This window comes from Burkholderia mayonis (assembly GCF_001523745.2).
Lineage (GTDB): Bacteria > Pseudomonadota > Gammaproteobacteria > Burkholderiales > Burkholderiaceae > Burkholderia > Burkholderia mayonis.
Map to the genome: position 1 here is coordinate 851,458 of NZ_CP013387.1, position 19,338 is coordinate 870,795.

General features: G+C 67.3%; 17 protein-coding genes. 12 read left to right on the plus strand and 5 right to left on the minus strand.

Going from position 1 to position 19,338, the window contains the following annotated elements; all coding sequences use genetic code 11:
- Positions 1–675 precede the first annotated feature (675 nt).
- The 5 genes from WS70_RS22320 to WS70_RS22340 all read left to right on the plus strand — a co-directional run bounded on the left by WS70_RS22320 (position 676) and on the right by WS70_RS22340 (position 5,729).
- Positions 676–2,943 carry an amylo-alpha-1,6-glucosidase gene (locus WS70_RS22320; protein ID WP_059469595.1) on the plus strand — a complete coding sequence of 756 codons (2,268 nt, stop codon included), beginning with the start codon at positions 676–678 and terminating at the stop codon, positions 2,941–2,943.
- Positions 2,944–3,038: 95 nt separating this feature from the next.
- Positions 3,039–3,302, plus strand: a complete 264-nt coding sequence (locus WS70_RS22325) for a hypothetical protein (RefSeq protein ID WP_059469596.1) — start codon at positions 3,039–3,041, stop codon at positions 3,300–3,302.
- A 403-nt stretch (positions 3,303–3,705) separates the two neighbouring features.
- On the plus strand, positions 3,706–4,182 hold the full coding sequence (locus WS70_RS22330; RefSeq protein ID WP_059469597.1) for a VOC family protein: 477 nt from the start codon (positions 3,706–3,708) through the stop codon (positions 4,180–4,182).
- A 151-nt stretch (positions 4,183–4,333) separates the two neighbouring features.
- Entirely contained in the window at positions 4,334–4,993 is a 660-nt protein-coding gene (locus tag WS70_RS22335) for a glutathione S-transferase family protein (protein ID WP_059469713.1), read from the plus strand.
- A gap of 25 nt (positions 4,994–5,018) precedes the next feature.
- Positions 5,019–5,729 (plus strand): DUF899 family protein, encoded by a 711-nt coding sequence (locus WS70_RS22340; protein ID WP_059597878.1) that lies wholly within the window; start codon positions 5,019–5,021, stop codon positions 5,727–5,729.
- A 605-nt stretch (positions 5,730–6,334) separates the two neighbouring features.
- Here the strand turns inward: WS70_RS22340 and WS70_RS31760 are convergent.
- From WS70_RS31760 to WS70_RS22350, 3 genes are all read right to left on the minus strand, one after another.
- A complete protein-coding gene (locus WS70_RS31760; RefSeq protein ID WP_159082943.1) occupies positions 6,335–6,649 on the minus strand; it encodes a hypothetical protein in 315 nt (104 codons plus the stop codon).
- Positions 6,650–6,967: 318 nt separating this feature from the next.
- Positions 6,968–8,350 carry an ATP-binding protein gene (locus tag WS70_RS22345; RefSeq protein WP_059597879.1) on the minus strand — a complete coding sequence of 461 codons (1,383 nt, stop codon included), beginning with the start codon at positions 8,348–8,350 and terminating at the stop codon, positions 6,968–6,970.
- Positions 8,347–9,009, minus strand: coding sequence for a response regulator (locus WS70_RS22350; RefSeq protein ID WP_059597880.1), 663 nt, complete (start codon positions 9,007–9,009; stop codon positions 8,347–8,349). The genes WS70_RS22345 and WS70_RS22350 overlap by 4 nt, the downstream gene beginning before the upstream one ends.
- Before the next feature lie 504 nt (positions 9,010–9,513).
- Here WS70_RS22350 and WS70_RS22355 point away from each other — a divergent pair.
- Entirely contained in the window at positions 9,514–10,374 is an 861-nt protein-coding gene (locus tag WS70_RS22355; RefSeq protein WP_059469601.1) for a MurR/RpiR family transcriptional regulator, read from the plus strand.
- Positions 10,375–10,758: 384 nt separating this feature from the next.
- Complete coding sequence (locus WS70_RS22365; protein ID WP_059469602.1) at positions 10,759–11,028, plus strand: YodC family protein; 270 nt, start codon at positions 10,759–10,761, stop codon at positions 11,026–11,028.
- Positions 11,029–11,215: 187 nt separating this feature from the next.
- Here the strand turns inward: WS70_RS22365 and WS70_RS22370 are convergent, their stop codons facing one another.
- Together WS70_RS22370 and WS70_RS22375 are read right to left on the minus strand one after the other, a co-directional pair.
- A complete protein-coding gene (locus WS70_RS22370) occupies positions 11,216–11,542 on the minus strand; it encodes a superinfection immunity protein (protein ID WP_059469603.1) in 327 nt (108 codons plus the stop codon).
- A gap of 136 nt (positions 11,543–11,678) precedes the next feature.
- Positions 11,679–12,080, minus strand: a complete 402-nt coding sequence (locus WS70_RS22375; RefSeq protein WP_059597881.1) for a rhodanese-like domain-containing protein — start codon at positions 12,078–12,080, stop codon at positions 11,679–11,681.
- Between the two features lie 110 nt (positions 12,081–12,190).
- Here WS70_RS22375 and ftrA point away from each other — a divergent pair, with 110 nt between their 5' ends.
- The 5 genes from ftrA (at position 12,191) to WS70_RS22405 (ending at position 19,172) form a co-directional block, all read left to right on the plus strand.
- Complete coding sequence (ftrA, locus tag WS70_RS22380) at positions 12,191–13,147, plus strand: transcriptional regulator FtrA (RefSeq protein ID WP_059469605.1); 957 nt, start codon at positions 12,191–12,193, stop codon at positions 13,145–13,147.
- Positions 13,148–13,498: 351 nt separating this feature from the next.
- Entirely contained in the window at positions 13,499–14,950 is a 1,452-nt protein-coding gene (locus tag WS70_RS22390) for a M20 family metallopeptidase (RefSeq protein WP_059469607.1), read from the plus strand.
- Positions 14,951–15,065: 115 nt separating this feature from the next.
- The gene (locus WS70_RS22395; RefSeq protein ID WP_059469714.1) at positions 15,066–15,425 is read left to right on the plus strand and encodes a TfoX/Sxy family protein; all 360 of its coding nucleotides are present in this window, start codon (positions 15,066–15,068) and stop codon (positions 15,423–15,425) included.
- 493 nt (positions 15,426–15,918) lie between these two features.
- The gene (locus tag WS70_RS22400; RefSeq protein ID WP_059469715.1) at positions 15,919–16,497 is read left to right on the plus strand and encodes an NnrU family protein; all 579 of its coding nucleotides are present in this window, start codon (positions 15,919–15,921) and stop codon (positions 16,495–16,497) included.
- Positions 16,498–16,988: 491 nt separating this feature from the next.
- Positions 16,989–19,172 carry a hypothetical protein gene (locus tag WS70_RS22405; protein ID WP_418230171.1) on the plus strand — a complete coding sequence of 728 codons (2,184 nt, stop codon included), beginning with the start codon at positions 16,989–16,991 and terminating at the stop codon, positions 19,170–19,172.
- Positions 19,173–19,338 lie beyond the last annotated feature (166 nt).

Consider the following 19,338-nt stretch of genomic DNA (forward strand, 5'->3'; position numbering starts at 1 on the left):
CATATCTATTTGCTTTGATATTGCCTTTTCACAAGTGGCCATATGCATCAACTAGACCAACTCGAGATGTCGTCGCCGGAGGGGGGGCCGTCATGCCGTTCGCTTAGCCGATCAGCGTTCGCGTTTTCATGAGTTTTCGATCATTCGTTTTTCTTTCGAAGCAGCCGGCGCCTTCGCGCAGCCGGACGAGGCGCTTCGTTTCGACGGTTCTCCGAATCGTCGGTGCATGTCCAGCCGTGCCAGGCAGTTTCCTTCGACGTCTATTTTCGATAGCAGGGAAGGGACAACATGAGCAGCGTGCGTTCAAGAAAATAGCAGGCTTGTGGCCGGCCGTTGGCGGGGCCGAGCGCGACGATGACGGCGAAGGAAGGGGCTGGCGGGCGCGTTCGCGTGGCGGGTGGCTCCATTGACACATGGAGGCGCGTCGATCGGACGCCGCGTCGGCACATCGGCCCATTGACCCGCATACCCGCAGACTTGTCGATCCATCGATCAACCGATCCATCGACTCGCCAATCCCTCGGACAGATCCTCACCCAAGACCGCAAAATCGGCGAAATACGTGCGATCGACATGATCGCACCCCAGCCGACGCTGCGCATCCGACGCGTTCTGTCCTATCCTGTGCGGAAAACGCGACGCACCCGGCGCGCCGCGTCCAGCCCAGGAGTTCCGATGCCGAGGCAAGCCGACACTTCTTCCCCGCGCGCGCCGCAGGCCGCGTCCGCATCTTCACCCGCGCCCACTGCGCAGACGACGGCGACGCCGTCCCCCCTCGCGTTCATCGCGCCCGAGCCCGACACGCAGACGGCCGCGCGCGGCAGCCAGTTCGTACTGAAGACGGGCAACGCGTTCGTCGTCAGTGATGCGCTCGGCGACGTCAGCGGCCATGACGACGGTTTTTTCGTCGACGACATGCGTGTGCTGTCGCAATGGCGGCTGACGTTCGGCGGCCGCGCGCCGTCGCTGTTGTCGGGCGCGACGAGCGTGGACAACGCGTCGTTCGCCGCGCACCTGACGAATCGTCCGCTGCCGCCGCTCGGCGGCAGCGAGACGCCCGAAGGCGTGATCCACATCGAGCGGATGCGGGTGCTCGCCGACAACGTGCTGTACGAGGCGCTCACGCTGACGAACTACGGCACGAGCGACGCCGAAGTGCCGCTGTCGGTGTCGTTCGGTGCGGACTTCAAGGACATGTTCGAAGTGCGCGGATCGCGGCGCGAGCGGCGCGGCGCGATCGCGCCGCCGTGCGTCGAGGCGGGCGCAGTCAAACTGCGTTACGACGGGCTCGACGCCGTCGAGCGGAGCGTGCAGATCGGTTTCGAGCCGAAGCCCGACACGCTGTCGGTCGATCGCGCCGACTATACGCTGACGCTCGCCGCGCAGGCGTGCGTATCGCTGTATCTGACGGTCGAGGCGCGCATTGGCGCGGCGCATCCGGGCGGCGGCGCGTTCGTGCAGCGGCCGTGCATCGCGACGGGGCGCGGCGCGCTCCGCAAGGCGCTCTCCGACGTGCATCGCGCGATGCGCGAGCGGCGGCGCACGATTGCGCGCGTGCACACGAGCAATCCGCTTTTCAACGCGTGGCTCGACCGCTCGCTCGCCGATCTTGGTCTCTTGACGACGTCGCTCGAAACCGGCCCGTATCCGTACGCGGGCATCCCGTGGTTCTCGACGCCGTTCGGCCGCGATGCGGTGATCACGTCGCTGCAGATGCTGTGGTTGCAGCCGTCGCTCGCGCGCGGCGTGCTGCGGTTTCTCGCCGAGCATCAGGCGCGCGAGACGTCCGCGTTTCGCGACGCGGAGCCGGGCAAGATCATGCACGAGTTCCGCAGAAGCGAGATGGCGGCGACGGGCGAAGTGCCGTTCGCGCTGTACTACGGCGGCGTCGACACCACGCCGCTCTTCGTCGTGCTCGCGGGTGCGTATCTCGAGCACACCGGCGACGAGGCGCTGATCGACGAGCTGTGGCCCGCGCTCGAGCGGGCCGCGCAATGGGTGACGAGCGTCTGCGACCGCAATCCGCGCGGCTTGCTCGACTATCAGCGCACGTCCGCGCGCGGTCTCGCGAACCAGGGCTGGAAGGACAGCCAGGATTCGGTGTTCCATGCGGACGGCCGCTTTCCGATCGGGCCGATCGCGCTCGTCGAAGTGCAGGCGTACGCGTGCGCGGCGTTCGACGCGATGTCGGCGTTCTCGCACCGGCGCGGCCACGCGGCCGACACCGTGCGCTACGCGCAGCGCGCGAAAACGCTGCGCGAGCAGGTCGAGGCGCTGTTCTGGATGCCGGAAGCGGGCTTCTACGGGATCGCGGTCGACGGACGCGGCGAGCTGTGCCGCGTGCTCGCGTCGAATGCCGCGCATCTGCTCGCATTCGGCCTGCCCGAGCAGAGCCGCGGCGAATCGGTCGCGCGCGTGCTCGGCTCGACGCTGTTCAGAACCGGCTGGGGCGTGCGCACGCTCGCGGCCGGGCAGCCGCGCTTCAATCCGATGGCGTATCACAACGGCTCGGTCTGGCCGCACGACAACGCGCTCGCCGCGCGCGGCCTCGCGCGCTACGGCGACAAGCGCTCGGTGCTCGACCTGCTGCGCGCGCTGTTCGAGGCGGCCGTGAGCTTCGACATGCGGCTGCCTGAGCTCTTCTGCGGCTTCCCGCGCCGGCGCGGCGAGCCGCCGACCGCGTATCCGGTCGCGTGCCTGCCGCAGGCGTGGGCGGCGGGTGCGCCGTTCATGATGCTGCAGGCGTGCCTCGGCATTTCCGTCGACGCGGCGCGCGGCGAAGTGCGGATCGAGCGGCCGGAGCTGCCGGAAGGCGTCGACTGGCTGCGGGTCGACGATCTGCGCGTCGGCGACGACAGCGTGTCGCTGACGTTCCGGCGCGTCGAAGGGCAGGTGGTCGCGGCGGCCGAGCCCGGCAGCGCGCGCGTCGTCGCGGTGCTGTAAAGATTGCGCTGGCGCGCGTCCGGCGCGCGCTGCGCGCCATACAATGACGGCGTCGATCAACGATTCGCAACGCGCCGATATTGGAGGCAATCACCATGACGAACGAGAAGCCGGACGATGCACGTCCGCACGACGACCAGCCGAAGCTCGAGCAGTTCGAGGCGGCGGTCGACCACCTGCACGAATCGATTCAGTCGCAGAGCATCGCGGTCGGCGCGGCGAAGGGCATTCTGTTCAGCCTGATCGAGACGCTCGGCGCGCTCGTCGGCGATCCCGACCTGCCAGAGCACGCGCGGTCCGGCTACGAGGCGTTGCGCGACAAGGCAAGCGAGCTGAAGGCAAACCTCGAAAAACGCTGACGCGCGGCCGCTGCCCGCGGATTGCCGCACTGCGGAAAGCGTCGCGGTTTCAACGGGTTGGCGCGCGTGTGCTCAGAATATCCACATGTTTGTCGACAGAAATTGTTGATAACCGGCAGGTGCGGCCGCCGTGCGTGACCGATTCCTTTTCCTTTCGCTTCGTCGTCCGCCGCGCGCATGTTCCGGCCTGCCGCTCGCGGTTCGACGAATTGCGCGGCGGCGTCCGCCGCGCCCGCCGTGTCGATCCCCGATCGCGCCGGTTGCGGCCTGCTTCTCGACCTCTGAAATTTATTTTGCGGCGTATGTCGATTTCCGCCTGATTCGTTCGTCGTGGCGATAGAGCGTCTCCGCGCGAGCGGCGCGCTCGTTCGATGAACCCATTCGGAGCCTAGGAGCCGCGATCATGCCTACCGCAGTCAAACCGATCCCCGAGGGGATGCACTCGCTGACCCCTCATCTGATTTGCGACGGCGCCGCCGCCGCGATCGAGTTCTACAAGAAGGCGTTCGACGCCGTCGAAATCACGCGGCTGCCGTCGCGCGAATCCGGGCGGCTGATGCATGCGGCCGTCAGGATCGGCGATTCGACGCTGATGCTGGTCGACGAAATGGGGGACTGCGGCGCGCTCGGGCCGAAAGCGCTGAAAGGTTCGCCCGTGTTCATCCATCTGTACGTGCCGGACGTCGACGCGGTCATCGCGCGCGCGGTGGACGCGGGCGCGAAGCTGACGATGCCTCCGTCCGACATGTTCTGGGGCGACCGCTACGGCCAGATCGAGGATCCGTTCGGCCATCGCTGGTCGGTCGCGACGCACAAGCACGACTTGACCCACGAGCAGATTCGCGAGGGGATGGAGAAGTGCGCGCCCCCCGCGCGATGAGCGCGAAAGCCGCCGACGCGCGCGTAGCGCGTGCGTCGGCGGCGCGAGCGCACGGCGAGGTGAGGCGCGGCGCGGCGGGTTCTGCCCCGCACATCTTTCGACGGGCGGCGTGCGCGTATCGGGCGCGCCGCCGCAACCGAGGGGCAAAGCGATGAGCTTGAAGTTCTACGGACACCCGTTTTCGTTGTATTGCCAGAAGGTGCTGGTCGCGCTGTACGAGTGCGGCTTGCCGTTCGAGTGGCGCTTGCTGCGGGGCGACACCCCGGACGCGAACGCCGAGTTCGCCGCACGGTGGCCGCTCAAGCATATACCGATGATCGTCGACGGCGACCGCACGGTCGTCGAGTCGACGATCATCGTCGAATACCTGGGCCTGCGCTACCCGCGGCCCGTGAGGCTCTTGCCCGCCGATGCCGGCGCGGCACTCGACGTGCGGATGATGGACCGCTTCTTCGACATGTACGTGTCGACGCCGCTGCAGAAGATCGTGTTCGACGCGCTGCGCCCGGAGGCCGAGCGCGACGCGCGCGGCGTCGCCGATGCGGGCCGGATGCTCGACACGTCGTACGCATGGCTCGACGGCACGCTCGAAGGCCGGGATTGGGCGGCGGGCGGCGCGTTCAGCCTCGCCGATTGCTCGGCCGCGCCGTCGCTCTTCTATGCGGACTGGGTGCGTTCGATCGACGCGTCGCTGCGCCGCGTGCGCGCGTATCGCGAGCGGCTGCTCGCGCGGCCGTCGTTCGCGCGCGCGGTCGACGAGGCGCGTCCGTATCGGCACCTGTTCCCGCTCGGCGCGCCCGATCGGGATTGAATCGTTCGATTGACAGGAGACAGACATGACAGTGAGTTCTACGCTGACGCCAGCTGCCGAGCTCGTGAAGCGCAACACGACACGCTGGCCGAACGAAAGCGATGCGTATCGCCGCGCGCGCGACGCGCTGCTCGCCGAGGAAATCGAGCTGCGCCGGCACGTCGAGCGCGTCGCCGCGCTGCGGCGCACGCTGCCGCCGGGCGGCGAAGTGACGGGCGGCTATCGCTTCGAAGGCGAGCGCGGCCCGTGCGACTTCGCCGGGTTGTTCGGCGACAAGCAGACACTCGTCGTCTACAGCTACATGTTCGGGCCGCAGCGCGAGCGTCCGTGTCCGATGTGCACGTCGCTGCTCGGCGCATGGAACGGCGAGGCGCGCGACGTCGAACAGCGCGTCGCGCTCGCGGTCGTCGCGCGCTCGCCGCTCAAGCGGCTCGTCGCGTTCAAGCGCGAGCGCGGTTGGCGCGACCTGAAGCTGTACTGCGATCTCGACGGCCGCTACAGCCGCGACTATCACGCGATCAACGCCGACGGCGGCGAAGATCCGGCGATCAACGTGTTCACGCGCCGCGACGGCGTGATCCGCCATTTCTGGAGCGGCGAGCTGGGCGGCTGGAGCGCGGACCCGGGGCAGGATCCGCGTGGCGCACCCGATCCGATGCCGCTGTGGACGATCCTCGACATGACGCCCGAAGGGCGCGGCGCCGACTGGTATCCGACGCTCGACTATCCGGGCTGACGGGCGGGAGCGGCGCGGGGATGTGACGACGGCGCGGCGGCCGGCGCGACGCGTGCGCGCCGGCCGCCGCGCGTGCTCGCATGCGCGCGCCGCACATCGTCGCCGAGGCTTCGGACGGCTTTGTGCCGACAGTACGACGATTTCGGAAAAACCCTGATGCATCAATCGCTTGGCGCTTGGATGCGTGAGATATCCACAAGCTTGCGCACAAAATCTGTGGAAAACCCTTGGAGTCGAAAATCTGTTGTGGAGGGTTGATTGAAGCGAGCGCGAAGGTGGCGCAACTCGAAGGCGGATCGACAGCGCGGCGAGTCCCGCGAACTGATTCCGGCAGAGCTGCCGCACTTCTGACACTTCCGGAAATGTCTCATCGGATCAATGCGTTGACCGTCGGATGCTCAGGATGTCCACAAGCTTGCCAACAAAAAATGTGGAAAACACGGCGAGGCAAGCGAGCAACGCGGAAGGCTGAACGCGTGCCGGCCGGACAGGGCAACGCCCGTGGACATCGAACATCGAGCGTCGCCGTGCGCCGGCGTGCGTGGAAGGGCCTTCGCTGCGGTGCTTTGCCGATTATCTGACGCGTCCGGGAAAATGTCGCCGGATCAATGGCTTGAGCATTGGATGCTCAGGATGTCCACAAGCTTGACCACAAAAATTGTGGAAAAGTGGCGTCCGCGACGACACGACCGGCGCACCGGATCGGCCGGGCGGGGCGGTTCGCGTTCGCCGATGTGCATTTGATCGGCGGCGACCGGCGTGCGATGGCCCGCGCCCGCGCTGCCTCTTTCCTGACGCGTCCGGGAAAATGTCGCCGGATCAACAAGTTGAGCATGGCGCACCCAGGATGTCCACAAGTTTGCCAACAAAAAATGTGGAAAAGGCGGGCTCGTTTGCGACGCGATTCCGATGAGCGACACGCGCGCTTCGCACGATCGGCGCGAGCGAATGGGCGCGCATGCCGAGCCGCGCGTGACGCGGGAAGTGCGCGCGCAAGCGCGGATTGCCGGGTTTGTGACGCCTTGCGGAAAACGCTGCTGCGTCAATGACTTGATTGCAGGATGCTCAGGATGTCCACAAGCTTGCCAACAAAAATTGTGGACAAGCGCGCTCCGTGCGACGCGCAATGACCGAGTCGACCTAGCGACGAACGCGAGACGCACGCGACGGACATCACGCGCGCGTCGCGTCCGTCGGCGAGCAACCCGGCCGAACGGCGCGAGCGCGCGCCGAGCCGCTCACGACTGCCGCGCCGTGTCGAAGCGCACCGTGACCGTCAACCCGCGCCCCTCGGCGCCGCTCGCGAGCGACACGGTTGCGCGATGCTGCTCGGCGATGCGCTTGACGATCGAGAGCCCGAGCCCGCTGCCCGACGCCGACACGAGCTGCGCGCCGCCGCCGCGATAGAAGCGCTCCCATACGCGCGGACGATCGGCTTCCGCAATGCCCGGGCCGTTGTCGCGCACTTCGAGCACCGGCGCGCCGTCGGCGTCGGCGCGTGCGTCAACGTCGACGCGCGCGCCCGCCCCCGCGTAGCGGATCGCATTGTCGACGAGATTGTTGAGCAGCACGCGCAGCGTGTCGGCGTTGCCCTGCATGCGGACGGGCGTCGTGCCGACCGCGCCGAGATCGACCTGCTGCGCGTTCGCGACGCGCGAGCGCTCGGCGACGGCCGAGCGGCACAGCGCGGCGAGATCGATGTCGGTGAACGGCGCCGATTGCGCTTCGGGCTCGAGGCGCGCGAGCGTCAGCAACTGCTCGGCGAGATGCGACAGGCGCGTCGTGCCGGCCTGGATCTGCGCGAGAATGCGCGCGCGCTCGTCGGCGCTCGTCGTGCGTTGCAATAGCTGCGACTGGATCGACAAGCCCATGATCGGCGTGCGCAACTCGTGCGCGGCGTCCGCGATGAAGTTTCGCTGCAGCGTGAACGAGCGATCGAGCCGCGCGAGCAGGTCGTTGATCTCGGAGGCGAGCGGCTGCGCTTCGGTCGGCACCGTCGTGATGTCGAGTTGATCGAGATGGTTCGCGTGGCGGCGCTTCAGGTCCGCCGCGACCGCGCCGAGCGGCCGCAGTCCGTAGCCGATGCCGAGCCACAGCCCGATCGCGAGCAGCGGCAGCAGCGACAGCACCGGCCACAGCAGATGCACGGCGATGCCCGCGATCGCCTCCCAGCGCGCCTGGCGCGGCTGCGCGACGCGGATCGTCGTGCCCGCGCTCTCGCGCACGTACGTGTGCCAGCGCTGGCCGCCCGCGTCGAGCTTCACGAAGCCCGTCGCGTCGGGCGGCGGCAATTGCGTCGCGGGATCGGTCGTGAACTGGAGCTTGCCGTCGCGCCACACTTGCAGCAGTACGTCGTCGGAATCGTAGGCCGCCGGATGCGGCTTCCCGCTCTTGTCGAGTCCCTCGATCGACAGCTTGCCGCTGTCGTCGACCTGGATCTGCTTCGACATGCTGCGCATCTGGTCGTCGAGCAGGTCGTCGAGCTCGCGCAGCGCGCCCCAATACGTGCCCGTGCTCGCGAGCACGCCGATGACGCACGCGGCGGGCAGCAGCCACATCAGGAGCCGCCCGCGCAACGACGCGGTGAGTCGGCGCACGAAGCCGCGCGGCGCGCCGGTCATGCGCCGTCTCCGATCCGGTAGCCGACGCCGCGCACGGTGAGGATCGTGTCATGGCCAAGCTTCTTGCGCAGGTTGTGAATGTGGACCTGCACCGCGTTGCTCTCGATTTCCTCGCCCCAGCTATAAAGCCGCTCCTCGAGCTGCTCGCGCGAGATCACGGCGCCCGGCTCGCGCATCAGTTCGTGCAGCAGCACGAATTCCTTCGGCGATAGCGCGACTTCGTCGTCGCCGCGCCACACCTGATGACGCGCCGGATCGAGGCGCAGCGCGCCGACCGCGAGCACCGTCTGCGCGCGCCCCTCCTGGCGGCGGTTCACCGCGCGGATGCGCGCGAGCAGCTCCTCGAGCGCGAACGGCTTGACGAGGTAATCGTCGGCGCCGCAATCGAGGCCGGCGATCCGGTCGGGCAGCGCGTCGCGCGCGGTGATCACGATCACGGGCAGCGCGTCGTCGCGGCGCCGCAGTGCGGCAAGCACCGCAAGGCCGTCCTTGTCCGGCAATCCGAGGTCGAGCAGCAGCAGCGCATACGGCGTCGTGCGCAGCGCGAGCGTCGCCGCGTCGCCGTTCTGCACCCAGTCGACCGCGAAGCCTTCCTGTTTCAGCCCCTGTTCGAGCCCGCTGCCGATGAGCGGATCGTCTTCGACGAGCAATACGCGCATGTTTCGTGATTCCGTCAGAGTAGTGCGGTGCGCGCGCGTGCGAGCATGCCGCTTGCGGGAATGATAAGCGGTCGATGCTTAGCGGCGGCTTAAAGCGTCGGGAAATGCGGGACGGAGCGCGGCCGGACGTGTGTCGTCGGGCGATCGGACGCTCGAGCGATCTACGGGACAAGGGACAACGGCGGGCGGGGTCGATGGGTCGATGGGTCGACGGATCGCGGATCGAAGGATCGGAGGATTGAAGGGATTGAAGGGATTGAAGGGATCGACGGGATCGACGGGATCGACGGGATCGAGTCGGGGCGGCTGGCGATCGAGCCGCCGGCTTTCCCGGCATGATCGATTGGCTCGTCCACGCATCCCCAGGTCCACGCATCCGAGCATCCGTGCATCACCCGACACGTTGCAGCAAACGCCTTTGCCGCCTGCGTCATGCGGCATTCGCGTCCGTCGCGCGCGCAGGGCGGGTGATACCATGTCCGATCGACTTTTTCCGCGATCACGATGCCCGCCGATTTCGACGAACTCGCGTCCCTGATTCGGGCGCAATTTTCCGAGCTGAGCCCGCAATTCCAGGTGGGCGCGGCGTTCCTGCTCGATCATCCCGACGAGGTGGCCGTGTCGTCGATGCGCAAGGTCGCGCTGCGTGCGAACGTGCAGCCGGCGTCGCTCGTGCGGCTCGCGCAGCTGTTCGGTTTTCCGGGCTGGAACGAGCTGCGCGATCTGTTCGTCGCGCGCGTGCGCACGCGGCCGCAACCGCTCACGCAGCGCGCCCGCTCGCTCGTGAAGCCGAATGCGAAGGCGTCGCTCGCGGCCGATCTGCTCGCCGCGCAGCAGCACAACCTCGAAGCGACCGCCGTGCAGAACGCGCAGGCGCTCGCCGATGCGGCGAAGCTGATCCGCAAGGCGGCGCATGTGCACGTCGCGGGCTTTCGCTCGTGCTATCCGGTCGCGTTCGGATTCGTCTATGGCTACCGGCTGTTTCGGCCGACCGTGTCGCTGCTGACGGGTGTCGCGGGCTCGCTCGACATGGAACTGCGGACGATCGCGAAGAACAGCGTGACCGTCGTCGTCAGCTTCGCGCCGTATTCGGCCGAAGCGACGCGCGTTGCGCAGGCGGCGCGTGCGCACGGCGGCAAGATCGTCGCGATCACCGACAGCGCAGTATCGCCGATCGCGCTGCATGCCGACGCGCAGCTGATCTTTGCGCACGACAGCCCGTCGTTCTTCCCGTCGCTCGTCGCCGCGCACGCGCTGGTGGAGGCGCTCGTCGCGCAATTGCTCGCGCTCGAGGGCGGCGACGCGATCGCGTCGCTCGAGCAGGCCGAGGCGGAGCTGCACGCGAAGGGCGCGTACGTCGTCTGAACGCGGCGCCGCACCCGCGCGGACTGCGAAAGTCTTTCATCCGGCAATATTCAGACGCCGCCAATTTCTCACGACGAATTTGAAAATCAATTCGCGCCACAATTGGAAACGTTTCCACGCATCGGTGCGCCGATTTAGAGCGGTGGCGAATGGTGCGCAGCAAATGGAGCTGCGCCGACCGCCGCTTCGGAGGCCGTGCCGACACGCCGTCGGGGCGGCCAAAGGGCCGTAACGATGCTGCGACTTATTAACCCGAGTCGAGAAAAATTTTAATGGCGGCTTGCCGGTTATTCCATCGATTGATAATCTCCGGGAGATGAAGAAATAGCCGGATCGAAGATCCGGAAAAATGAATAAATAAATTATTTCAGAGAAAAGGCCACCATGACGACTTACCGTGATACGCATACCACTTCATTTCGGATTGGCGACGTCGTGACGCTCAAAACGGGCGGCCCACGCATGACAGTGACGTATGCCGGCCCGGTCGTGTTCGACACGGGCGAGTGGGTGATCTGCCAATGGTTCGACGAGCATGGCGAGTTTCGCCAGGAGATGTTCCCGAACGAGGCCGTTGTGCTCGAGCCGCGGACGATTTCTGCGGGGCTTGCGCGGATGCGCTCGCTCTCGGTGCGCGGCGGCATGCAGGCGTGAGTCGGGAGCGATCGCGCCAGGGCGTCGAGCATTTGTCAGGAAGGCGGCGGATGCGTGACCGCCGATCGATGCACCGCGGCCCGAACGGACGCGCGGCATGGCCGTTTTCGTGGGTGGATTGCGGTGCCGTTCCTGTCGATCGGCACGGCATGGGAGCGCACGGGAAGCGCTGCGAGCGCGCGCGGGTTCAACGAGTGCCTTGCTTCTCCGCCCACCGTTCCTGCGCGGCGATTCGCCGCTGCACACGTTCGACGAGACCTGTCGAGAACGTTTTCATGCTGAGCGCGCGGCGCTTGAGCCGCACGTCGCCGGCGAAATCGACGGCCGCGTCCGGCTGCAGCACCCAGTAGAGCGTCAGCAGCCAGCCGATTCCCGTCCACCCGAACAGCGCGTTGAACAGCGCGATCGTGAGCTTGTCGCGACGACGGCGGCGATCAGCGATGATCGCCGGAAGAAAGTAGAGCGCGATCGCGACGACCGAGCCGACAACCTGGATCAGGATTTCCATCTGCATGATGTTTCTCCATTCGTGCTGCGATGCGACTTGACGCCGCACGTGTGATAGCACTGATTGTCGCGCTTTTTCGGTTGTTGTGCTGACAACTAATTGTTGCGGTTTCGTAACCGATCGATCCGCGCCTTACGCTGCGTTACGCGCCGTTGCCGTGCGCGAGCGCGAATCCTTCGTCGAGCCAGCCCGTCACGCCGCCGACCATCAACTTCACCGGCCGCCCGAGGCGCGCGAGCCTGAGCGCCGCGCGCGCCGCACCGTTGCAGTGCGGACCCGCGCAGTAAACGACGAGGCACATGTCTCGCGCAAAATCGGACAGCTTGCTTTCAATGATCTTTCGATGCGGCAGATTGAGCGCGCCGGGCACGTGTCCGGCCGCGTATCGCTCGGGGCTGCGCACGTCGAGCAGCACGAAATCGGGCGCGCCGGACGCGAGCGCGTCGTGGACGTCCCAGCAATCGGTCTCGAAGCCGAGCGATGCGGCGAAGTGCGCGACGGCGGCAGTGCTGTCGGCGGCGGGGATTTCGGTGACGTGGGACATGCCCGGTTCTCCTCGTGTCGGATGGTGCGGTTGCAAACGAGCGCTCAGTATCCGGATTGCACGCGCGGCGTGACAGTGGCGCGATCGACAACTTCCGGTAACATCGCGCCATGCATGATCATCTCGTCGTCGCGCTTGCGTACGATCGCCTCTGCACTTTCGAATTCGGCTGCGTCGTTGAACTGTTCGCGCTGCCGCGGCCCGAGCTCGGCGTCGACTGGTATCGCTTCGCGGTCTGCGCGAGCGAGCCGGGGCCCGTGCGCGCGGCGGGCGGCATCCGGGTCGAGGCGCCGTATCGGCTCGCGCTGATGGATCGCGCGGACACGATCGTGATTCCCGGCTGGCGTGATCCGGACGAGACGCCGCCCGAGCCGCTGTTGAGGAAAATCCGCGCGGCCCACCGGCGCGGCGCGCGGCTCTGCTCGATCTGCTCGGGCGTGTTCGTGCTTGCCGCGGCGGGCGTGCTCGACGGCGCGACCGTCACGACGCACTGGCGCTACGCGGAGCGCCTGCAGGCGCGCTATCCGTCGCTGCGCGTGAATCCCGATGCGCTTTACGTCGATGAAGGGCAGATCGTCACGTCAGCGGGCTCGGCGGCGGGTCTCGACATGCTGATGCATCTCGTGCGTCGCGATCACGGCAGTGCGATCGCGAATCGCGTCGCGCAGCGGCTCGTGCTGCCGCCGCATCGCGACGGCGGCCAGGCGCAGTTCGTGCCGCGGCCGATGCCGAGCGTCGGCGGCGACCGGCTCGCGAAACTGATCGACTGGATGCGCGCGCATGCTGCACAGCCGCACACGCTCGCGGCGCTCGCCGCGCGCGCGGCGATGAGCCCGCGCACGCTGCAGCGGCAGTTCCGGGATGCGACGGGGCTCGGACCTTACGAGTGGCTGATCCGCGAGCGGGTCGGGCTCGCGAAGGAGATGATCGAGCGCGATCCCGCGCTGCCCGTCGCGCGCGTCGCCGCGCTTGCGGGATTCGGCTCGGAGGAGTCGCTGCGCCGGCACTTCAGGCGCATCGCGGCGACGAGTCCGGCCGCGTATCGCCGCGGCTTCGATGCGCGTTAGCGAACGCCGGCACGCGAGCGGCTCGGCGGTCGAGAAGGCGCCGCCGCGACGGCGGCCGGCTTGGCACGATTCGGCGCGGCGGCGATCGAGCGACGCAAGTCGAGTCGAGGCATTCGTCGTGCGATGCCGCCATGCGATCGACATCGAGAAACGCGCCGGACGGCGGTTCGATTCGACCTCGATGTCGATCTCGCTTTCACACGCGTGACCGGTCCCTCGACCGGCGCGGAGAAACGATGCATCGAGTTGCATCGCACAACGCGCATCGCCTTTGCGACGCGTGCGTAACCGCCCGCATCGGCGCTATCATCGCCACTCCACTTCCGTCAGACAGCTCGCCTGTTCAGCGCCATGACCATCGCCACGGCTCCCGCCATCGCCCACGACCGCCTCGCCGATTTCATCGAACGCAAATGGAACGACGAGATCCTGCATGCGCTGACCGACTACATCGCGGTGCCCGCGAAAAGCCCCGCGTTCGACCCCGACTGGGCGAAGCACGGCTATCTCGAACGCGTCGTCGTCGATGCCGCGCAATGGGCCGAGCGGCAGCCGGTCAAGGGCCTGAAGGTCGAGATCGTGCGGCTCGCCGGCCGCACGCCGGTGATCTTCTTCGAGACGCCTGCAACGCGCTCGGACAGCACCGACACGATCCTGCTGTACGGCCATCTCGACAAACAGCCCGAATTCGACGGCTGGCGCGCCGACCTCGGCCCGTGGACGCCGAAGTTCGAGGGCGGCAAGCTGTACGGCCGCGGCGGCGCGGACGACGGCTATGCGATCTACGCGAGCCTCGCGGCGCTCGGCGCGCTCGACGCGCAGGGCATCGGGCGGCCGCGCTGCGTCGGCCTCATCGAGACCTGCGAGGAATCGGGCAGCTACGACCTGCTGCCGTACGTCGACGCGCTGCAAGCGCGGCTCGGCGACGTGAGCCTCGTCGTGTGCCTCGATTCGGGTGCGGGCAATTACGATCAGCTGTGGCTCACGACGTCGCTGCGCGGACTCGTGTCGGGCGACTTGCAGGTCGAGGTGCTCGAGGAGGGCGTGCATTCGGGCGTGTACGGCGGGATCGCGCCATCGAGCTTCCGCGTGATGCGGCAGCTCTTCGAGCGGCTCGAGGACGCGGCGACCGGCAATCTGCTGCCGTCGTCGTTCCACTGCGACGTGCCGGCGCGCCGTTTGCGCGAGACGGACGCGGCCGCGTCGATTCTCGGCGACACCGTGTGGAAGGGGCTGCCGTGGGCGTGCGGGCAGGACGGCAAGCCGGTGCTGCCGACGACGACCGATCCGCGCGAGGCGCTTCTCAATTCGACGTGGCGGCCGTCGCTGTCCGTCACGGGCGCGCAAGGGTTGCCCGCGCTCGAGAGCGCGGGCAACGTGCTGCGGCCGTGCACCGCGTTCAAGCTGTCGCTGCGGCTGCCGCCGCTCGTCGACGCCGCGCAGGCGGTCCATCAATTGAAGGCGCTGCTCGAACTCGATCCGCCGTACAACGCGAAGGTCACGTTCAAGCCGGATGCGGGCGCGGCGACCGGCTGGAACGCGCCGGACGTCGCGCCGTGGCTCGGCGCGGCGCTCGACGATGCGTCGCGCCGGCACTTCGGCGCCGACTGCGCATACATGGGCCTGGGCGGCACGATCCCGTTGATGAACGTGCTGCAGGAAGGTTTCCCGGCCGCGCAATTCATGGTGTGCGGGGTGCTCGGCCCGAAGTCGAACGCGCACGGGCCGAACGAGTTCCTGCACGTGCCGTACGCGAAGAAGCTGACGGCCGCGGTGGCCGACGTGATCGCCGCCGCGCGTTGATGCGCTTGCCGATTCGAATGTCTCTTTCGATGACGGCCGCGTTGCCGCATGCCTGCGGCGGCCCGGACGCGGCCGCGGACGTGTGCTCGCGCGCGGCGCGGCGAGGCGGCATCCGATGAACTGGAAAACGGAGAAGCTGCGCGCGGACGAACTGGCCGAGCAGCTTGCGGGTTTCGGGCCGATCGGCGTCGCGCGCTTCTTCAGCGGCGCGTCGCTTAGGCTTGACGGTGTGCTGTTCGGATTCGTTCACGAAGGCTCGCTGTTCCTGCGCGTCGACGACGACAATCGCGCGGCGTTCGAGCGCGCCGGCATGCAGCCGTTCTCATATCCGGGGCGCACGCGGACGGTCGTCGTCGGCGGCTATTACGAGACGCCCGCCGACGTGCTCGAAGACGTCGGCACGTTGCGAGACTGGTGCCGCGACGCGTATCGCGCGGCTGTCCGCGCGGGCGCGCGCCGCGCGAAGCGGAAGTAGCGCGGCGGCGTGCCGCAGCCGGGCGGCGCGCGTCGGCATTCGCAATGGTGTACGGTGTGTGCGATGGCGTGTCGGCGAAGCGGAAGGCAGAGGCAAAGACGACGGTGTGATTGCGCGTCACCGCGTGCCACAGGCTTCGGTCGCCGCGCGCCGCGCTTCGGCGTGAGCGCGCGGTCTGAGAGGAATGGGTGCGTGTTTGCTTCGGCGACACGGAGAGGCGCGCGTGTCGATGCCGGTGCGGGCGCGGCGGGATGCATGATTGCACATGCATCCCGTTGCAAGCGCATCGCCCGATTGCATCGACGCGCGTGCCGTGCAAGCGTGTCGCCGAACGTGCGCGCAGTCACGAAGAATCACGAAGCAAGCGGTACTCGCATCGCGGAAAAGATAAACGCTGGCGCAGCCGATGCGCTCGACGCGAGGTGTACGATGCAGGGCAGCATCGTATGCCGATCCGGCCGACAACAAGATTTCCCCACCTGGAGACATGCTCATGCTCGTCCTGATTCTCGGTTTGTTGATCTTCCTGGGTACGCATTCGATTCGGATGGCCGCGGGCGATTGGCGTGCCGCGCAGATCGCGAGTCTCGGCGAGAAGCGCTGGAAGGGCATGTATGCGCTCGCGTCGGTAGTCGGCTTCGTGCTGATCGTCTGGGGCTACGGGCTCGCGCGCGCGGACACGGCGGCGCTGTGGTCTCCGCCGATCGGCGTCCGGCATCTGACGGGGCTCCTGACGGCGATCGCGTTCGTGCTGCTCGCGGCCGCCTACGTGCCGGGCACGCGGATCAAGGCGCTCGTCGGCCATCCGATGCTCGCGGGCGTGATGGTGTGGGCGATCGCGCATCTGCTCGCGAACGGAACGCTGCATGCGGAGCTGCTGTTCGTCGCGTTCTTCGTGTGGGCGCTCGTCGACTTCATCGTGTCGCGTGCGCGCGATCGGCGCGATGGTATTCGCTATCCGGCCGGGTCGCTTGCGCGCGACGGCGCCGCGATCGGCGTGGGCCTCGTCGCGTGGGCGCTGTTCATGCTCGTGCTGCACGGCTGGCTGATCGGCGTGCGGCCGTTGGCGTGACCGCGGCGTCGCCGCGGCCCGCCCGATGCAGCCGCGGCGATGCCGCGGATCGACGATCGATTGCGGATGGGTGCACCGCCGCATCGCCGCATCACGAACCGGCACGATCGAATCCCGATATATGACGGCCGAATGGCAAAGCGCTGAACATCGGAAAGCCGGGTGATTCCCATTTGCATGGCGCGAAATATAATTATTGAGAGATTCGTGTCCGCCAATCGAATGATCGATAACGAGCGATCGCAGTCAAGCGGCCGGATGGCGCAAGGCCGAGCGCCGAATGGTCGAGCTGTCGAATCGAAAGCTTGAACAATCGAGGCTAAAGTATTGGAAGTCGCCGCCGATAAATGCTTCGGAGGCAAAATGCGTCTCTTTAAAATATCCATTTATTTTCTTTTTTTTAATTCTCTCCAACCGCATCTCAAGCGGCTACGTTTGCGTTCGAAGCTGCCCCCCACAGAGCGAAGGAGCGACGCATGAAATCGACCCGCATGCTGAGCGCACTGTTAGCGATGCTAACCGTAGGGCCGCTGCTGCTCCGGCCGGCGGACGCAAGCGCGCAGACCCCGCTCACTTACACGACGTCGTGGATCGGCAACACGTTCGGCTTCGGCGACGGCAAATGGGTGCAGCAAGATATCGAGGCGATCGCGGTCGCGGCCGACGGCACCGTTTACGCGAACGCGCCGTGGGACGAGAGCGGCGCGGAGGTCAGCGCGTACCGCGGCGGCGATCGCGTCGCGGTGGCCGGATGGACCCACGGCTGGGGCGACAAGGGCGGCGACGCGATCGCGGTCAACGGCACCTATCTGTATGCGGCGATGTCGATTAGCAACGAAAACGGCTTGCTCGTCGGCGCCGACTATCCGCCGAAGGGGCAGACATGGTATGGCGCCACGCGCCGTCCGCTCGCGAGCATCGAGATCGGTGCGCCGTTCGCGAGCGGCATCGGCAACAGCTGGAATCCGACGAAGAACAGCTTCTTGCGCGTGAACGTGTCGCCGACGGGCGTCGACGGCAGCGTGCGCGGCATCGCGGCGACTGACAAGGAACTATACGTCGCGAACACCGCTTCGAACCTGATCGTCGTCTACGACGCGAACACGATGCGCCAGCTGCGTAGTTGGCGGGCGAATCAGCCGGGCCGCATCGCCGTCGACGCAGACGGCTCGCTGTGGGTGATCGAAGGCTATACCACGGCGGCGGCGCGCGCGATCACGCATTACACGGCGTCGGGCGGGGCGCTGCCGTCGCTGGTCGCGCTGCCGCAGGGCGTGCTGCCTGCCGATCTCGCGATCTCGCCGTCGGGGCAGTTGCTGATCGCCGACAGCGGTCCTTCGCAGCAGATCTATGTCTATGCGAAGCCGGCCGGCGTGCCGGTGCTGTCGAGCATCCTCGGCACGCGCTCGGGAATCTTCCACGCCGTCAAGGGCACGCCCGGCGACTGGCGCTTCAACGGACCGACGGGCATCGGCTTCGATCGCGGCGGCAACCTGTACGTATCGCAGAACGGCTTCGGACCGCGCGCGCCGGGTTCGATGCTGACTGGCGAAGGCGCGGTGCTCGAGAGCTACGCCTATGCGAGCCAGGCGCTGAACTGGCGACTCTACGGACTCCTGTTTGTCGACGGCGGCTCGATCGATCCCGACGAGCCGAGCCAGGTGTTCACCGGCTCGAAGCGCTTCGCGATCGACTACACGAAGCCGCCCGGCCAAGACTGGCGCTACGCGGCGTTCACGCTCGATCGCTTCGGCTATCCTGACGATCCTGCGTTCCATCTGCCGAAGGGCGTGCGCGGCGAGCCGATGCTGCGGCGAGTCGGCGGCCGCCGGCTGCTGTATGCGATCGACATGTATTCCCACTATCTGAGCATCTATCGCTTCGATACGGCGACGCAAGGGCAGATCGCGATTCCGGCCGGCCTGCTGTCGCAGAATCCGATTCCCGGCGCCTGGCCCGTCGGCCAGCCGGCGTACGGCGAATGGATGTGGCGCGACACGAACGGCGACGGCAAGGTCGACGCGAGCGAGATCGTCGCGAATCCGTCGAGCGGCGACACGATGCAGAACGGTTTCTGGTGGGTCGATTCGGCGGGCGACGTGTGGCTCGGCTCGCTCGTGAGCGGCATTCGCCGGTTGCCGTTCCAGGGCTTCGACGCTCACGGCAACCCGATCTACGACTATGCGAGCGCGCAGATGTTCGCGATGCCGGCGCCGTTCGACCGGATCGCGCGCGTGTCGTACCAACCGGACAGCGACACGATGTACGTCGCGGGCTTCACGCCGGCGCTGCCGTACGATCCGGCGCACTGGAAGGAGCAGGGGCGTGTGCTCGCCCGCTACGACAACTGGCGCTCGGGCGCGCCCGAGCTGCGCTACGCGATCATGCTGCCGTGGGATATGAGCGCGAATCCGCAGCGCGCGACGGTCGGCTTTGCGGTCGCGGGCAATTACATGTTCGTCGTAGAACTGTACACCGCGAAGATCGACGTCTACGACGCGCGCACCGGCGCGCTCGTCGGCTACATGACGCCGGGCGCCGACGTCGGCGGTACGAGCGGCTGGGTCGATGTCACTCTCGGGATCAGCGCGTTCCTGCGTCCGGGCGGCGAGTACGTCGTGCTCGTCGAGGACGATGCGCGCGCGAAGCTGCTGATGTATCGATGGACGCCGTGATGTTGCGTCACGGCGTCGGTTGCGGGAGCCGTATGGACCGAATGCGCGGGGCGGGGGATCGGGCGGCGGCGGAAAGACGCGGCGCGAGCGGGTGCGGCGGTGTGGGGTGGGGCGCAAGGTTCACGTCGCTATTAATTGGAGAAGGTACGCTAGCCCGCGAACGGCG